Consider the following 16444-nt stretch of genomic DNA (forward strand, 5'->3'; position numbering starts at 1 on the left):
CGAACTCAGTAGTGAAACGATGCATCGCCGATGGTAGTGTGGGGTTTCCCCATGTGAGAGTAGGTCATCGTCAAGCACCTATACCAAAACCCCCGATCGTGAAAACGGTCGGGGGTTTTACTTTGCGTCGCGAAAACAAACTGAGCGTAGGGCAGCCTTTGATAGGCAACTAAACAGGGCATCGTTATCATGCGTGCCTTATTGCGTGGCGGGACTCATATGCTTGCACTGTTAAAGCTTCTGCAGGACGGACGATTTCATTCGGGCGAGGCTCTCGGCGCTGCGCTAGGTGTAAGTCGTTCGGCGGTATGGAAGCAGCTCCAGGCTTTACAGGCGGAACTGTCACTACCTCTGCACAAAGTGCGCGGGCGCGGCTACCGTCTGGAGGCGCCGTTGCAACTGCTGGATGCGGATTGGCTAAATACTCAAGTGAATGCGCCGCAGTGGCAGGCTTGCGTTCTGCCAAGTGTTGATTCAACCAATGCTGAGGCGTTGCGGCTATTACCGGCAGCGCAATCGCTACCGTACTACGTGCTTGCTGAGCGCCAAACCAGCGGTCGGGGGCGGCGAGGGCGCAGTTGGGTAAGCCCCTTCGGCGAGAATCTGTATTACAGCCTGGTTGTGCGCGTCGAAGGCGGGATGCGTCAGCTTGAAGGGATGAGCCTGGCTGTCGGTCTGGCGCTGCTGCAGGTTATTCGCGCTTTGGGCGTGACTGAGGCTGGATTGAAGTGGCCCAATGATGTGCTGGTAGGGGATCGCAAGTTGGCGGGCATTCTATTAGAGCTCTCTGGTGATCCGGCGGATGTCTGCCATGTCGTTATCGGTATTGGCTTGAATGTGAACATGCTAGCGGCGGACTCCGGAGCAATTGGCCAGCCCTGGACTTCGGTGCGCGCTGAGTTGGGTCGTACGTTGAACCGTAATGAGCTTGTTGCTGAGTTAAACCGACAATTGTCGCGCTATCTAGATATACAGCTGCGTGAGGGATTCGCCGCTTTGCAGGACGAGTGGCAGGCTTGTCACCTTTGGCAGGGCCGACGCGTTGCGTTAACTGCTGGTGGTGAGCCTATCGAGGGTGAGGTTTTAGGGGTGGATCGTTCTGGCGCCATTCGTCTTCGTATTAATGGGGTTGAGCGAAGCTTTAGTGGTGGTGAGCTGAGCCTGAGGTTGCGTCATGATTCTTGAGCTCGACTGCGGTAATACCTTTATCAAATGGCGTTTGCTTAGTGATGATCAGTCCACTTCGAGTGCGGGTGGTGTTGTCGACTCGGATCAGGCGCTTATAGATGTTGTCCGCGAGCAGGTGGTGCGCCTGCGTGCCTGCCGGCTGGTAAGCGTGCGTAGCGATGAAGAGACTGCGCAGCTGATCTCGCAGCTTGAGCAGGCTTTTGCTGTGGTGTGTCGCTCGGCTCGTTCTGCTGTTGCCTTGTCGGGTGTGCGTAACGGATATGAAGAGTTTGGACGCCTAGGTCTTGATCGCTGGCTCGCGGTAGTTGGGGCTTATCAGCTATCGCGCAAGGCTGCGCTGGTCATTGATCTTGGCACTGCGGTGACTTCGGACTTTGTGGCTGCAGATGGCGAGCATTTGGGTGGTTTTATCTGTCCAGGAGTGCCGCTGATGCGCACGCAGTTACGAACCCATACCCGGCGAACACGCTATGACCGTGATGAGGCGGCAAGGGCATTTGAGAGTTTGGCGCCGGGGCGTGCTACTGCCGAGGCGGTTGAGCGCGGGTGTTTGTTGATGCTGCGCGGGTTCGTCAGTAGCCAGGCGTCGATGGCGGCTGAACTGCTGGGCAGTGACATTGAAGTTTTTCTCACTGGAGGGGATGCTCCGCTGGTGATGGATGTGATTCCAGGGGTGCGGGTTGTGCCGGATCTGGTGTTTATCGGCTTGGCGATCGCTTGCCCTATAAATTGAGGTCATGCATGCGCTGGATGTTTTTGTGGTTGGTTGCGTTGAATCTGTTCTATTACGTCTGGCATCAGCAGCAGGCACCGCTACGGGTTACTGAAATTGCACCGCTGAATATGGCACAAGACAGTAAGCGCGATATCCGTCTGCTCAGTGAGTCGAGCGCGCCGCCGCGGCGAGAGGTTGCTGTGGCGCAGCCTGCTGAGGCGGTGTGCTTGTTTCTCGGTAGTTTTGAAGTGATGGCGGATGCGTCTGCGGTCGAGCAGCGGTTGTTGAGTCTGGATATTCAGTCGCGCGTGCAAAGTATGGATGCGGCGGCGGGGGTCGATTACTGGGTGTATCTACCGCCGCTTGCTTCGCGGCAGGCGTCTCTGCGCCAGTTGCGCGAGCTACAGGCGCGCAAAATTGATAGCTACATCATTACCCAGGGGGATTTGGCCAATGGCATTTCCTTAGGGATCTTTCCGCGCAGCGATTCCGCGCAGAGTGTCATGCAGCGCTTGCGCGATGCTGGGTACGAGCCGTCTCTGCGTGAGCTAACGCGCGCTCACCGCAGTTTCTGGGTGCGTATTTCGCCGCAAAGTAGACGTCTGGCGGATGATTCCTTGCTGCAGCGTTTGGCTTTTGACTTCAAAGGCTTAGAGCAGCAATTAATGCCTTGCGAAGGGGTTGCAAGCCCTCAATAGAATGCATAGAATGGCGCCCGCTTCGCAGGGTGGCGCTAACAAGTGTTCTGCGAAGTTGCTGTCAAAGTAGCTAACCTCAGGTTTTTTAATGAGAAATTGCTTGACAGTAGGTCGGCATCGAATGAGAATGCCGCCCCGTTTGGAGGGATTCCCGAGTGGCCAAAGGGATCAGACTGTAAATCTGACGTCATCGACTTCGAAGGTTCGAATCCTTCTCCCTCCACCAGATTTAGCGAGAGCTGCAGGCTCCGCGGGTATAGTTCAGTGGTAGAACCTCAGCCTTCCAAGCTGATGATGCGGGTTCGATTCCCGCTACCCGCTCCAGCATTGTTGTTTTTGCATTGTGTTTTGCTCATGTAGCTCAGTTGGTAGAGCACACCCTTGGTAAGGGTGAGGTCAGCGGTTCGAGTCCGCTCATGAGCTCCATCTAATAAAGGCAGATATGCAAGTATCTGCCTTTGTTTTATGGCGGTGATACTGGGTCAATTCTTCTCTGGGAGGCAGTCAAAATGGCTAAAGAAAAGTTTGAGCGTAACAAGCCGCACGTCAACGTTGGCACTATCGGTCACGTTGACCACGGTAAAACCACTCTGACCGCTGCTCTGACCCGCGTCTGCTCCGAAGTATTCGGTTCGGCCAAGGTTGACTTCGACAAGATCGACAGCGCCCCAGAAGAAAAAGCTCGTGGTATCACCATCAACACCGCTCACGTTGAATACGATTCGTCCGTGCGTCACTACGCACACGTTGACTGCCCAGGTCACGCCGACTACGTAAAAAACATGATCACCGGTGCTGCGCAGATGGACGGCGCTATCCTGGTTTGCTCGGCCGCTGATGGTCCGATGCCGCAAACCCGTGAGCACATCCTGCTGTCCCGCCAGGTAGGCGTTCCGTACATCGTAGTCTTCCTGAACAAGGCTGACATGGTTGACGACGCTGAGCTGCTGGAGCTGGTTGAGATGGAAGTGCGTGACTTGCTCAGCACTTACGATTTCCCAGGCGACGACACTCCGATCATCATCGGTTCCGCTCTGATGGCGCTGAACGGTCAAGACGACAACGAGATGGGCACCACTGCCGTCAAGAAGTTGGTTGAGACTCTGGATAGCTACATCCCTGAGCCGGTTCGTGCGATCGACAAGCCGTTCCTGATGCCAATCGAAGACGTATTCTCGATCTCCGGTCGTGGCACCGTGGTAACTGGCCGTATCGAGCGCGGTATCGTCAAGATCCAGGAAGAAATCGAGATCGTTGGTCTGCGTGATACCACCAAGACCACCTGTACCGGTGTTGAAATGTTCCGCAAGCTGCTCGACGAAGGTCGTGCTGGCGAGAACTGCGGCGTTCTGCTGCGCGGCACCAAGCGTGACGACGTAGAGCGTGGCCAGGTTCTGGTCAAGCCAGGTTCGGTTAAGCCGCACACCACCTTCACAGCAGAAGTGTATGTGTTGAGCAAAGAAGAAGGCGGTCGTCACACTCCGTTCTTCAAAGGCTACCGTCCTCAGTTCTACTTCCGTACTACTGACGTAACTGGTAACTGCGAACTGCCGGAAGGCGTTGAAATGGTAATGCCAGGTGACAACATCCAGATGACTGTCACTCTGATCAAGACCATCGCAATGGAAGAAGGTCTGCGTTTCGCCATTCGTGAAGGCGGTCGTACCGTCGGCGCTGGCGTCGTAGCCAAGATCATCGCTTAAGCGATTGATCTGTTTTGATCGGGCCGGCATAATGGTCGGCCTGATTCAGTTTTTAGGTCAGTAGCTCAATTGGCAGAGCGACGGTCTCCAAAACCGTAGGTTGGGGGTTCGATTCCCTCCTGACCTGCCATTTTCCCTAGAATTTGGCGCGTCTTTTTACAGGATACTAGTAGATGAATGTTAAGGCTGAAGCCAAAGACTCTCGCTTCGATCTGCTTAAGTGGCTCGTTGTTGCTGCTCTGGTAATCGCAGGCGTAGTTGGTAATCAGTATTTCTCTGCTGAGCCTATTCTGTATCGCGTTCTGGCATTGCTGGTTGTAGCGGCATTGGCTGGTGTGATTGCTTTGCAAACGTCGAAAGGTCAGGCCTTTTGGGTGTTGGCAAAAGAAGCTCGCGTTGAAATTCGTAAGGTCGTTTGGCCAACTCGCCAGGAAACCACGCAGACAACTTTGATCGTTGTGGCTGTTGTTTTGGTTATGGCGCTGTTGTTGTGGGGTTTAGATTCCCTGCTTGGTTGGCTTGTTTCGTTGATTGTCGGCTAAGGGTGTCCCGTGGCTAAGCGTTGGTACGTTGTGCATGCTTACTCGGGTTACGAGAAGCATGTTATGCGCTCGCTGGTAGAGCGTGTAAAGCTCGCTGGTATGGAAGATGTTTTCGGTGAGATTCTGGTCCCTACTGAAGAAGTGGTAGAGATGCGGAATGGCCAGAAGCGCAAGAGTGAGCGAAAGTTCTTCCCTGGCTATGTGCTGGTGCAGATGGAGATGAGCGAGGCTACTTGGCATTTGATCAAGAACACCCCTCGTGTCATGGGCTTTATTGGTGGTACTGCAGATAAGCCTGCGCCAATCACCGAGAAAGAAGCTGATGCCATTCTGCGTCGTGTTGCCGATAGCGGTGACAAGCCGAAGCCGAAAACGTTGTTCGAGCCGGGTGAAATGGTGCGCGTGACCGATGGTCCGTTTGCCGATTTCAGCGGTGTTGTTGAAGAAGTTAATTACGAAAAGAGCCGCATCCAGGTGGCAGTGACTATTTTTGGTCGCTCTACACCGGTCGAGCTGGAGTTCAGTCAGGTCGAAAAGGCATAACTGACATAAGCATCCCTGACCCCGCAGCCATAGGCTGCGGGGTTTTGTCGTCACTGGGATAAATAGGCAATAACTGGGGAGCCGAAAGGCGCTAGAACCCAAAACTGGAGTAGCTCATGGCTAAGAAAATTACGGCTTATATCAAGCTGCAAGTAAAGGCTGCACAAGCCAACCCGTCGCCACCCGTCGGCCCAGCTTTGGGTCAGCACGGCGTGAACATCATGGAATTCTGCAAGGCTTTCAACGCCCGTACCCAGGGTATGGAGCCTGGTCTGCCGACTCCAGTGATCATCACTGTTTATAGCGACCGTAGCTTCACCTTTGAAACCAAAAGCACCCCTGCTTCGGTTCTGCTGAAGAAGGCTGCTGGCCTGACCAGCGGTTCGGCTCGTCCGAACACCGTTAAGGTTGGCACCGTGACACGTGCTCAGCTGGAAGAGATCGCCAAGACCAAACAGGCTGATCTGACTGCCGCTGATATGGATGCAGCTGTGCGTACTATCGCCGGCTCCGCTCGTAGCATGGGCCTCAACGTGGAGGGTGTGTAATGGCTAAGTTGACCAAGCGTCAAAAGGCAATCGCTGAGAAAGTTGAAGCTGGTAAGGCTTACAACTTTGTTGAAGCGGCCGCTCTGCTGGCTGAACTGTCTGCAGTTAAGTTCTCTGAGTCGGTAGATATCGCCGTCAACCTCGGTGTTGACCCGCGTAAATCCGACCAGGTTGTACGTGGCGCCACCGTTCTGCCGAACGGTTCGGGCAAAAGCGTTCGCGTTGCCGTGTTCACCCAGGGCCCAGCTGCTGAAGCTGCTCTGGCTGCCGGCGCTGATCGCGTAGGTATGGACGATCTGGCTGCTGAAATGAAAGGCGGCGACCTGAACTATGACGTAGTAATTGCCTCCCCGGATGCAATGCGCGTTGTCGGTCAGCTGGGCCAAGTGCTCGGCCCACGTGGACTGATGCCTAACCCGAAAGTCGGTACCGTTACCCCTGACGTGGCTACCGCTGTGAAGAATGCCAAAGCTGGTCAAGTACGTTTCCGTACTGACAAGAACGGCATCATCCACGGTTCCGTCGGCAAGGTTGGCTTTGACGCGGAGAAGCTGAAGCAAAACGTTGAAGCGCTGATTTCTGACCTTAAGCGTCTGAAGCCATCGACTTCGAAAGGCATCTACGTCAAGCGCGTAACCCTGAGCACCACCATGGGTCCAGGTCTGATCATCGATCAAGGCTCGCTCGACGCGTAATACATAGAGGCAGCGCAAGCGATTGCGCTGCTTCGACACTTTGGGGTCCCTGCTTTGCGGGGGCTATCCAAGACCGTAGGTGGCGCAAGTCTTAAATTAACAGCCTACGCAGATGGTGCTCCCGGTTCCTTACCGAATCAGACACCAAAACGACATCCGGCTTCGGCCAGATGAAACGGTAACAAGCAGGAGTTTTACCCGTGGCAATTAAACTCGAAGACAAGAAGGCCATCGTCGCTGAAGTCAACGAGGCTGCCAAAGGTGCCCTGTCCGCTGTCGTGGCTGATGCCCGTGGTGTGACTGTAGGCGCTATGACCGGACTCCGTAAAGAGGCCCGCGAAGCTGGCGTATACGTACGTGTTGTACGTAATACCCTGCTCAAGCGCGCTGTTGAAGGCACTGATTATTCGGTCCTCAACGACGTGTTCAAAGGCCCGACCCTGATTGCATTCTCCAAGGAACATCCGGGCGCTGCTGCTCGTATTTTCAAAGAGTTCGCCAAGGGTCAGGACAAGTTCGAGATCAAGGCAGCTGCGTTTGAGGGCAAGTTCCTCGCAGCAAACGAGATCGACGTGTTGGCTTCGCTGCCAACTCGCGATGAAGCCATTGCGAAGCTGATGAGCGTGATCCAAGGCGCTACCAGCAAGCTGGCTCGTACTCTGGCGGCCATTCGCGACCAGAAAGAAGCTACCGCTGCTTAAGGCATCGCAAACTCTTTCAAAATCATATGTTTAATTTGATGGCTGCGTAGGCTGTCACCCCAATACAGGATTTAAAGTCATGTCTCTGACTAACGAGCAAATCATCGAAGCAATCGGCCAGAAAACCGTTCTGGAAGTTGTTGAGCTGATCAAAGCAATGGAAGAAACCTTCGGCGTTACCGCTGCTGTCGCTGCTGCTGGCCCAGCTGCTGCTGCCGCTGTTGTTGAAGAGCAAACTGAATTCAACGTCATGCTGACCGAAGCTGGCGAGAAGAAAGTTAATGTGATCAAGGCAGTTCGTGAACTGACCGGTCTGGGCCTGAAAGAAGCCAAGGCTGTTGTTGACGGCGCTCCTGCCATGGTTCTGGAAGCTGTTGCGAAAGACGCAGCTGACAAAGCCAAAGCTGCTTTGGAAGAAGCTGGCGCCAAAGTCGAGCTCAAGTAAGCGACGACCTTGCGTCTACAGCCCAAGCGTTAAGCGAAAGGCTGATGGCTGGTGGCTTTTGCCACCGGCCTTTTTCCGTTCTAGGTCGGCTATTCATTGGCTGGCCTGGGGCGCGAAATACCCGCCCGATGTGGCGGCGCAAACCTAGGGTTTGCAAGAGTTTCTGGCAACTCCCGTCGGAGGGGCCAAATAAGCAGGTGACCAAGCTGGGGAACGCTGATGGCTTACTCATATACTGAGAAAAAACGTATCCGCAAGGACTTTAGCAAGTTGCCGGATGTCATGGATGTGCCTTATCTCCTGGCCATCCAGCTGGATTCGTATCGCGAATTCCTGCAGGCAGGGGCGACCAAGGACCAGTTCCGCGACATTGGCCTGCATGCGGCCTTCAAGTCTGTTTTCCCGATTATCAGCTACTCCGGCAATGCTGCTCTGGAGTATGTCGGTTATCGCTTGGGCGAGCCGGCTTTTGATGTCAAGGAATGTACGCTGCGTGGCGTGACCTATGCCGTGCCGCTGCGGGTAAAAGTCCGGCTGATCATTTTCGACAAAGAATCGTCGAACAAAGCGATCAAGGACATCAAAGAGCAAGAAGTGTACATGGGCGAAATTCCGCTCATGACCGAGAACGGTACCTTCGTTATCAACGGTACCGAGCGCGTTATCGTCTCCCAGTTGCACCGCTCCCCAGGTGTGTTCTTCGACCACGACCGTGGCAAGACTCACAGCTCGGGCAAGCTGCTGTACTCGGCGCGCATCATTCCTTACCGCGGCTCCTGGCTGGACTTCGAGTTCGATCCGAAGGACGCCGTGTTCGTGCGTATCGACCGTCGTCGCAAGCTGCCGGCTTCCGTGCTGTTGCGCGCGCTGGGTTACAGCACTGAAGAAGTGCTGGACGCGTTCTATGCGACCAACGTTTTCCACGTTAAGGGCGAATCCCTCAACCTGGAACTGGTTCCGCAGCGTCTGCGTGGTGAAATTGCCGTCCTCGACATCAAGGACGACAAGGGCAAGGTCATCGTTGAGCAAGGCCGCCGGATTACCGCGCGCCATATCAATCAGCTGGACAAGGCCGGTATCAAAGAGCTGGAAGTGCCGATCGACTACCTGATCGGTCGCACCTCGGCCAAGGCCATCGTGCACCCGGCTACCGGCGAAATCATCGCCGAGTGCAACACCGAGCTGAACACCGAGATCCTGGCCAAAGTGGTCAAGGCTCAGGTCGTACGTATCGAGACGCTGTACACCAACGACATCGATTGCGGTCCGTTCATCTCCGATACCCTGAAGATCGACAGCACCACCAATCAGTTGGAAGCGCTGGTCGAGATCTACCGCATGATGCGTCCTGGCGAGCCGCCAACCAAGGATGCTGCCGAGACCCTGTTCAACAACCTGTTCTTCAGCGCCGAGCGTTACGACCTGTCGGCCGTAGGCCGCATGAAGTTCAACCGTCGTATCGGTCGCACCGAGATCGAAGGTTCGGGCGTGCTGAGCAAGGAAGATATCGTTGCGGTCCTCAAGACCCTGGTCGATATCCGTAACGGCAAAGGCATCGTCGACGACATCGACCACCTGGGTAACCGTCGTGTTCGCTGCGTAGGCGAAATGGCCGAGAACCAGTTCCGCGTTGGCCTGGTACGTGTTGAGCGTGCGGTCAAAGAGCGTCTGTCGATGGCCGAAAGCGAAGGCTTGATGCCGCAGGACCTGATCAACGCCAAGCCGGTTGCGGCGGCAGTGAAAGAGTTCTTCGGTTCCAGCCAGCTCTCGCAGTTTATGGACCAGAACAACCCGCTCTCCGAGATTACCCACAAGCGCCGTGTTTCGGCTCTTGGCCCGGGCGGTTTGACCCGTGAGCGTGCCGGCTTCGAAGTCCGTGACGTACACCCGACCCACTACGGCCGTGTGTGCCCGATCGAGACCCCTGAAGGTCCGAACATCGGTCTGATCAACTCGCTGGCAGCCTATGCTCGCACCAACCAGTACGGCTTCCTTGAGAGCCCGTACCGTGTGGTGAAAGACACCCTGGTTACCGACGAAATCGTGTTCCTGTCCGCCATTGAAGAGGCCGATCACGTGATCGCCCAGGCTTCGGCGACCATGAACAACAAAGGTCAGCTGGTTGATGAGTTGGTGGCCGTACGTCACCTCAACGAATTCACCGTTAAAGCGCCTGAAGACGTCACCCTGATGGACGTATCGCCTAAGCAGGTAGTTTCGGTTGCCGCTTCGCTGATCCCGTTCCTCGAGCACGACGACGCCAACCGTGCGTTGATGGGTTCGAACATGCAGCGTCAGGCTGTACCGACTCTGCGCGCTGACAAGCCGCTGGTAGGTACCGGCATGGAGCGCAACGTGGCGCGCGACTCCGGCGTTTGCGTCGTGGCTCGCCGTGGCGGTGTGATCGACTCCGTCGATGCCAGCCGTGTGGTAGTTCGCGTCAATGACGACGAAGTTGAAACTGGCGAAGCCGGTGTCGACATCTACAACCTGACCAAATACACCCGCTCCAACCAGAACACCTGCATCAACCAGCGTCCGCTGGTGAGCAAAGGTGACAAGGTTGAGCGCAGCGACATCCTGGCTGACGGCCCGTCCACCGATATGGGTGAGCTGGCTCTGGGTCAGAACATGCGCGTCGCGTTCATGCCGTGGAACGGTTACAACTTCGAAGACTCCATCTGCCTCTCCGAGCGCGTGGTGCAAGAAGATCGTTTCACCACCATCCACATTCAGGAACTGACCTGTGTGGCGCGTGACACCAAGCTCGGCTCGGAAGAAATCACTTCCGACATCCCGAACGTCGGTGAGTCTGCGCTGAACAAGCTGGACGAAGCAGGCATCGTGTATGTCGGCGCTGAAGTGGGTCCAGGTGACATTCTGGTCGGCAAGGTCACGCCAAAAGGCGAGACCCAACTGACTCCGGAAGAGAAGCTGCTACGTGCGATCTTCGGTGAGAAGGCGTCTGACGTTAAAGACACCTCCCTGCGCGTGCCGACTGGCACCAAAGGTACCGTTATCGACGTGCAGGTCTTCACCCGCGACGGCGTTGAGCGTGATGCTCGTGCTCTGTCGATCGAGAAGAGCCAGCTCGACGAGATCCGTAAGGATCTGAACGAAGAGTTCCGCATCGTTGAAGGCGCAACCTTCGAACGTCTGCGTTCCGCTCTGGTTGGCAAGAAAGCCGAAGGCGGCGCTGGCCTGAAGAAGGGTGCAGAAGTCACCGACGAGTTCCTCGACGGCCTCGAGCGCGGCCAGTGGTTCAAACTGCGCATGGCTGACGATGCCCTGAACGAGCAGTTGGAAAAGGCTCAGGCCTACATTTCCGATCGCCGTCAGCTGCTCGACGACAAGTTCGAAGACAAAAAACGCAAGCTGCAGCAAGGCGATGACCTGGCTCCAGGCGTGCTGAAGATCGTCAAGGTCTACCTGGCAATCCGTCGCCGCATCCAGCCGGGTGACAAGATGGCTGGTCGTCACGGTAACAAGGGTGTGGTCTCGGTGATCATGCCGGTTGAAGACATGCCGCACGACATCCACGGTACTCCGGTCGACATCGTACTGAACCCGCTGGGCGTACCGTCGCGTATGAACGTTGGGCAGATCCTCGAAACCCACCTGGGCCTCGCGGCTAAAGGTCTGGGCGAGAAGATCAACCGTATGCTCGAAGAGCAGCGCAAGGTCGCCGAACTGCGTAAGTTCATGCAGCAGATCTACAACGAGATTGGCGGTCGTCAGGAAAGCCTGGATGAACTGAGTGATCAGGAAATCCTGCGTTTGGCGCACAACCTCAAAGGCGGTGTGCCAATGGCCACCCCGGTGTTCGACGGTGCCAAGGAAAGCGAAATCAAGGCCATGCTCAAGCTGGCAGACCTGCCGGAAAGCGGCCAGATGCGCCTGATCGACGGCCGTACTGGTAACCAGTTCGAGCGTCCGACCACCGTTGGCTACATGTACATGCTGAAACTGAACCACCTGGTGGACGACAAGATGCACGCGCGTTCCACGGGTTCCTACAGCCTGGTTACTCAGCAGCCGCTGGGTGGTAAGGCGCAGTTCGGTGGTCAGCGCTTCGGTGAGATGGAGGTCTGGGCACTGGAAGCCTACGGCGCCGCCTACACCCTGCAAGAAATGCTGACCGTGAAGTCGGACGACGTGAACGGCCGTACCAAGATGTACAAAAACATCGTGGACGGTGATCACCGTATGGAGCCAGGCATGCCTGAGTCCTTCAACGTACTGATCAAAGAAATCCGTTCGCTGGGTATCGACATCGATCTGGAAACCGAATAACACGTGACGCGAATCGGCGCTGGAGCACTTTGCTCCAGCGCCAGCTCCGCCAGGAGGAAAGGCCTTGAAAGACCTACTGAATTTGCTGAAAAACCAGGGTCAAGTCGAAGAGTTCGATGCTATTCGCATCGGCCTTGCTTCGCCTGAGATGATCCGTTCGTGGTCGTTCGGTGAAGTTAAAAAGCCGGAAACCATCAATTACCGTACGTTCAAGCCTGAGCGTGACGGCCTGTTCTGCGCCAAGATCTTTGGCCCGGTAAAGGATTACGAGTGCCTGTGCGGTAAGTACAAGCGCTTGAAGCATCGCGGCGTGATCTGCGAGAAGTGCGGCGTTGAAGTTGCACTGGCCAAGGTTCGTCGTGAGCGCATGGCGCACATCGAACTGGCTTCGCCGGTTGCCCACATCTGGTTCCTGAAGTCGCTGCCGAGCCGTATCGGTTTGCTGATGGACATGACCCTGCGTGATATCGAACGCGTTCTCTACTTCGAGAGCTATGTCGTTATCGACCCGGGCATGACCACCCTGGAAAAAGGCCAGCTGCTGAACGACGAGCAGTACTTCGAAGCCCTCGAAGAGTTCGGTGATGACTTCGACGCCCGTATGGGTGCTGAAGCCGTTCGCGAACTGCTGCACGCGATCGACCTGGAGCACGAGATTGGCCGTCTGCGCGAAGAAATTCCGCAAACCAACTCGGAAACCAAGATCAAGAAGCTGTCCAAGCGTCTGAAGCTGATGGAAGCTTTCCTTGGCTCGGGCAACCTGCCTGAGTGGATGGTGTTGACCGTTCTGCCGGTTCTGCCGCCAGACCTGCGTCCGCTGGTTCCGCTCGATGGTGGCCGCTTCGCGACTTCGGATCTCAACGATCTGTATCGCCGCGTGATCAACCGTAACAACCGCCTCAAGCGCCTGCTCGATCTGTCCGCGCCGGACATCATCGTGCGCAACGAAAAGCGCATGCTGCAGGAAGCGGTCGACGCCCTGCTCGACAACGGCCGTCGCGGTCGCGCCATCACTGGCTCGAACAAGCGTCCGCTGAAGTCCTTGGCTGACATGATCAAGGGTAAGCAAGGTCGTTTCCGTCAGAACTTGCTCGGTAAGCGTGTGGACTACTCCGGTCGTTCGGTAATTACCGTGGGCCCGACTCTGCGTCTGCACCAGTGCGGTCTGCCGAAGAAGATGGCTCTCGAGCTGTTCAAACCGTTCATTTTCGGCAAGCTGGAAATGCGTGGTCTGGCGACTACCATCAAAGCCGCGAAGAAAATGGTCGAGCGCGAGCTGCCAGAGGTTTGGGACGTTCTTGCCGAAGTGATTCGCGAACACCCAGTGCTGCTCAACCGTGCACCAACCCTTCACCGTCTGGGCATCCAGGCGTTTGAACCGGTTCTGATCGAAGGTAAAGCGATTCAGCTGCACCCGCTGGTCTGCGCCGCGTACAACGCCGACTTCGACGGTGACCAGATGGCCGTGCACGTACCGCTGACGCTGGAAGCCCAGCTGGAAGCGCGCGCACTGATGATGTCGACCAACAACATCCTGTCGCCTGCCAACGGTGAGCCAATCATCGTTCCTTCGCAGGACGTGGTACTGGGTCTGTATTACATGACCCGCGAAGCGATCAACGCCAAGGGCGAAGGCCGTGTATTCGCGGACCTGCAGGAAGTTGACCGGGTTTTCCGTGGTGGCGAAGCCTCGCTGCATGCTCGCGTAAAAGTGCGCATCAACGAAGTGATCAAGGACCGCGACGGCACCATCACCAAGAACACCCGTATCGTCGACACCACTGTCGGCCGTGCGCTGCTGTTCCAGATCGTGCCGGACGGCCTGTCGTATGACGTGGTCAACCAGTCGATGAAGAAGAAGGCGATCTCCAAGCTGATCAACCAGTGCTACCGCACCGTTGGCTTGAAAGACACCGTGATCTTCGCTGACCAGCTGATGTACACCGGTTTCGCTTACTCGACCATCTCTGGTGTGTCGATTGGCGTGAACGACTTCGTTATCCCGGATGAGAAGGCGCGCATCATTGACGCCGCCACCGAGGAAGTTAAAGAGATCGAATCGCAGTATGCCTCCGGCCTGGTAACCCAGGGCGAGAAGTACAACAAGGTGATCGACCTCTGGTCCAAGGCCAACGACGAAGTGTCGAAGGCTATGATGGCCAACCTGTCGAAAGAATCTGTCGTCGATCGTGATGGCAAGACCGTCGAGCAGGAGTCGTTCAACTCCATGTACATGATGGCCGACTCCGGTGCGCGGGGTTCTGCTGCGCAGATCCGTCAGCTCGCTGGTATGCGTGGTCTGATGGCCAAGCCAGACGGCTCGATCATCGAAACGCCGATCACCGCGAACTTCCGTGAAGGTCTGTCGGTTCTGCAGTACTTCATCTCGACGCACGGTGCTCGTAAGGGTCTTGCGGATACCGCGTTGAAAACTGCTAACTCCGGTTACCTGACTCGTCGTCTGGTAGACGTGGCGCAGGATCTGGTCGTTACCGCAATCGATTGCGGCACCGAGCACGGCCTGCTGATGACGCCGCACATTGAAGGCGGTGACGTAGTTGAGCCGCTGGGTGAGCGTGTACTGGGTCGTGTAATCGCCCGTGACGTGTTCAAGCCAGGCACCGAAGAAGTCATCGTGCCTGCTGGCACCTTGGTCGACGAGCAGTGGGTTGAATTCATCGAGCTGAACAGCATCGACGAAGTGATCGTGCGTTCGCCGATCAGCTGTGAAACCCGCTACGGCATTTGCGCCAAGTGCTACGGTCGCGACCTGGCTCGTGGTCACCAGATCAACATCGGTGAAGCAGTCGGTGTTATCGCTGCTCAGTCGATCGGTGAGCCGGGTACCCAGCTGACCATGCGTACGTTCCACATCGGTGGTGCGGCTAGCCGGACCTCGGCTGCTGACAGCGTACAAGTGAAGAACGGTGGCGCGATTCGTCTGCACAACCTGAAGCACGTTGAGCGTCTCGACGGCAATCTGGTTGCGGTTTCCCGCTCCGGCGAGCTGGCGATTGCTGACGAGTTCGGTCGTGAGCGCGAGCGTTACAAGCTGCCGTACGGTGCCGTGATTTCCGTGAAGGAAGGCGACAAGGTCGACGCTGGCGCCATCGTCGCCAAGTGGGATCCGCACACCCACCCGATCGTTACCGAAATGAAAGGTACCGTGACCTACGTGGGCATGGAAGAAGGCATCACCATCAAGCGTCAGACTGACGAATTGACTGGTTTGACCAACATTGAAGTCCTCGATCCGAAGGATCGTCCGGCTGCCGGTAAGGACATCCGTCCTGCCGTGAAGATGGTTGGCGAAGATGGCAAGGATCTGCTGCTGCCAGGTACCGACGTACCGGCCCAGTACTTCCTGCCGGCTAACGCCCTGGTAGGTGTGGCGAACGGTGCTCAAGTGGGTGTGGGTGATGTTATCGCTCGTATCCCGCAAGAGACTTCCAAGACCCGTGACATCACCGGTGGTCTGCCGCGCGTTGCTGACTTGTTCGAAGCGCGTCGCCCGAAAGAAGCGTCGATCCTCGCAGAAATCAGCGGCACCATTTCGTTCGGCAAGGAAACCAAAGGCAAGCGCCGCTTGGTAATCACGCCGACCGATGGCAGCGATCCGTACGAAGAGCTGATTCCGAAGTGGCGTCACCTGAACGTGTTCGAAGGTGAGCAGGTCAACAAGGGTGAAGTCATCTCCGACGGTCCGAGTGATCCGCACGATATCCTGCGTTTGCTGGGTGTCAGCGCACTGGCCAAGTACATCGTCAACGAGATCCAGGACGTGTACCGCCTGCAGGGCGTGAAGATCAACGACAAGCACATCGAAACCATCCTGCGCCAGATGCTGCGCAAGGTTGAAGTGGCTGAGTCGGGTGATTCCAGCTTCATCAAGGGCGACCAGATGGAGTTGACCGCAGTGCTGGGTGAGAACGAGCGTCTGGCAGCAGACGACAAGTTCGTTGCCAAGTACACCCGCGTTCTGTTGGGTATCACCAAGGCGTCGTTGTCCACCGAGTCGTTTATCTCGGCGGCCTCCTTCCAGGAAACCACCCGCGTTCTCACCGAAGCGGCAGTTACTGGCAAGCGCGACTACCTGCGTGGCCTGAAAGAAAACGTGGTTGTGGGTCGTCTGATCCCAGCCGGTACCGGTCTGGCCTATCACAGCGAGCGCAAGCGCAAGCGTGAAGCGGCTCAGCCAGTACGTGTCAGTGCCAGTGAAGTGGAAGCCGCACTGACCGAAGCGCTGAACTCCAGCAGTAATTAAGTGCAAAGCCCCGCTAGTTCACTAGCGGGGCTTTGTCTTGACTGGGGCAGTGAGTCTCTTTAGACTCATGCACCCCTAAATTTGGCAGGGCACGTGCTCTGCCATTTTG

The 16444-nt window shown here is 56.4% G+C and carries 12 protein-coding genes, 4 tRNA genes and 1 rRNA gene; all 17 read left to right on the forward strand.

Annotated elements, in window-relative coordinates; genetic code table 11:
* Nucleotides 1-76 (forward strand): 5S ribosomal RNA (gene rrf / locus AACY25_RS21025); the annotation flags it as partial.
* 143 nt (nucleotides 77-219) lie between these two features.
* Nucleotides 220-1185, forward strand: coding sequence for a bifunctional biotin--[acetyl-CoA-carboxylase] ligase/biotin operon repressor BirA (gene birA / locus AACY25_RS15405; RefSeq protein WP_339525722.1), 966 nt, complete (start codon nucleotides 220-222; stop codon nucleotides 1183-1185).
* A complete protein-coding gene (locus AACY25_RS15410; protein ID WP_339525724.1) occupies nucleotides 1175-1921 on the forward strand; it encodes a pantothenate kinase in 747 nt (248 codons plus the stop codon). The genes birA and AACY25_RS15410 overlap by 11 nt, the downstream gene beginning before the upstream one ends.
* Before the next feature lie 8 nt (nucleotides 1922-1929).
* Complete coding sequence (locus AACY25_RS15415) at nucleotides 1930-2601, forward strand: SPOR domain-containing protein (RefSeq protein WP_339525725.1); 672 nt, start codon at nucleotides 1930-1932, stop codon at nucleotides 2599-2601.
* A gap of 141 nt (nucleotides 2602-2742) precedes the next feature.
* Nucleotides 2743-2827 (forward strand) — tRNA-Tyr (locus tag AACY25_RS15420).
* 24 nt (nucleotides 2828-2851) lie between these two features.
* Nucleotides 2852-2925 (forward strand) — tRNA-Gly (locus tag AACY25_RS15425).
* 26 nt (nucleotides 2926-2951) lie between these two features.
* Nucleotides 2952-3027 (forward strand) — tRNA-Thr (locus tag AACY25_RS15430).
* Between the two features lie 83 nt (nucleotides 3028-3110).
* Nucleotides 3111-4304 carry an elongation factor Tu gene (tuf, locus tag AACY25_RS15435; protein WP_160089368.1) on the forward strand — a complete coding sequence of 398 codons (1194 nt, stop codon included), beginning with the start codon at nucleotides 3111-3113 and terminating at the stop codon, nucleotides 4302-4304.
* Between the two features lie 54 nt (nucleotides 4305-4358).
* Nucleotides 4359-4434 (forward strand) — tRNA-Trp (locus tag AACY25_RS15440).
* A 43-nt stretch (nucleotides 4435-4477) separates the two neighbouring features.
* On the forward strand, nucleotides 4478-4846 hold the full coding sequence (secE, locus tag AACY25_RS15445) for a preprotein translocase subunit SecE (RefSeq protein WP_090256277.1): 369 nt from the start codon (nucleotides 4478-4480) through the stop codon (nucleotides 4844-4846).
* Between the two features lie 9 nt (nucleotides 4847-4855).
* Nucleotides 4856-5389: a transcription termination/antitermination protein NusG gene (gene nusG, locus AACY25_RS15450; protein ID WP_090256278.1), complete on the forward strand. Its 534-nt coding sequence runs from the start codon at nucleotides 4856-4858 to the stop codon at nucleotides 5387-5389.
* Nucleotides 5390-5505: 116 nt separating this feature from the next.
* Nucleotides 5506-5937 carry a 50S ribosomal protein L11 gene (rplK, locus tag AACY25_RS15455; RefSeq protein ID WP_069522401.1) on the forward strand — a complete coding sequence of 144 codons (432 nt, stop codon included), beginning with the start codon at nucleotides 5506-5508 and terminating at the stop codon, nucleotides 5935-5937.
* Nucleotides 5937-6632 (forward strand): 50S ribosomal protein L1, encoded by a 696-nt coding sequence (gene rplA, locus AACY25_RS15460; protein ID WP_274087698.1) that lies wholly within the window; start codon nucleotides 5937-5939, stop codon nucleotides 6630-6632. The genes rplK and rplA overlap by 1 nt, the downstream gene beginning before the upstream one ends.
* 200 nt (nucleotides 6633-6832) lie before the next feature.
* Complete coding sequence (gene rplJ, locus AACY25_RS15465) at nucleotides 6833-7333, forward strand: 50S ribosomal protein L10 (RefSeq protein WP_339414504.1); 501 nt, start codon at nucleotides 6833-6835, stop codon at nucleotides 7331-7333.
* A gap of 79 nt (nucleotides 7334-7412) precedes the next feature.
* Nucleotides 7413-7778, forward strand: a complete 366-nt coding sequence (rplL, locus tag AACY25_RS15470; RefSeq protein WP_018925654.1) for a 50S ribosomal protein L7/L12 — start codon at nucleotides 7413-7415, stop codon at nucleotides 7776-7778.
* A 219-nt stretch (nucleotides 7779-7997) separates the two neighbouring features.
* Nucleotides 7998-12071: a DNA-directed RNA polymerase subunit beta gene (gene rpoB / locus AACY25_RS15475; protein WP_339525728.1), complete on the forward strand. Its 4074-nt coding sequence runs from the start codon at nucleotides 7998-8000 to the stop codon at nucleotides 12069-12071.
* Nucleotides 12072-12135: 64 nt separating this feature from the next.
* The gene (rpoC, locus tag AACY25_RS15480; RefSeq protein WP_339525730.1) at nucleotides 12136-16335 is read left to right on the forward strand and encodes a DNA-directed RNA polymerase subunit beta'; all 4200 of its coding nucleotides are present in this window, start codon (nucleotides 12136-12138) and stop codon (nucleotides 16333-16335) included.
* Nucleotides 16336-16444: the final 109 nt, after the last annotated feature.

The sequence above is a fragment of the Pseudomonas sp. EA_35y_Pfl2_R111 genome, assembly GCF_963970955.1.
Classification (GTDB): Bacteria; Pseudomonadota; Gammaproteobacteria; order Pseudomonadales; family Pseudomonadaceae; genus Aquipseudomonas.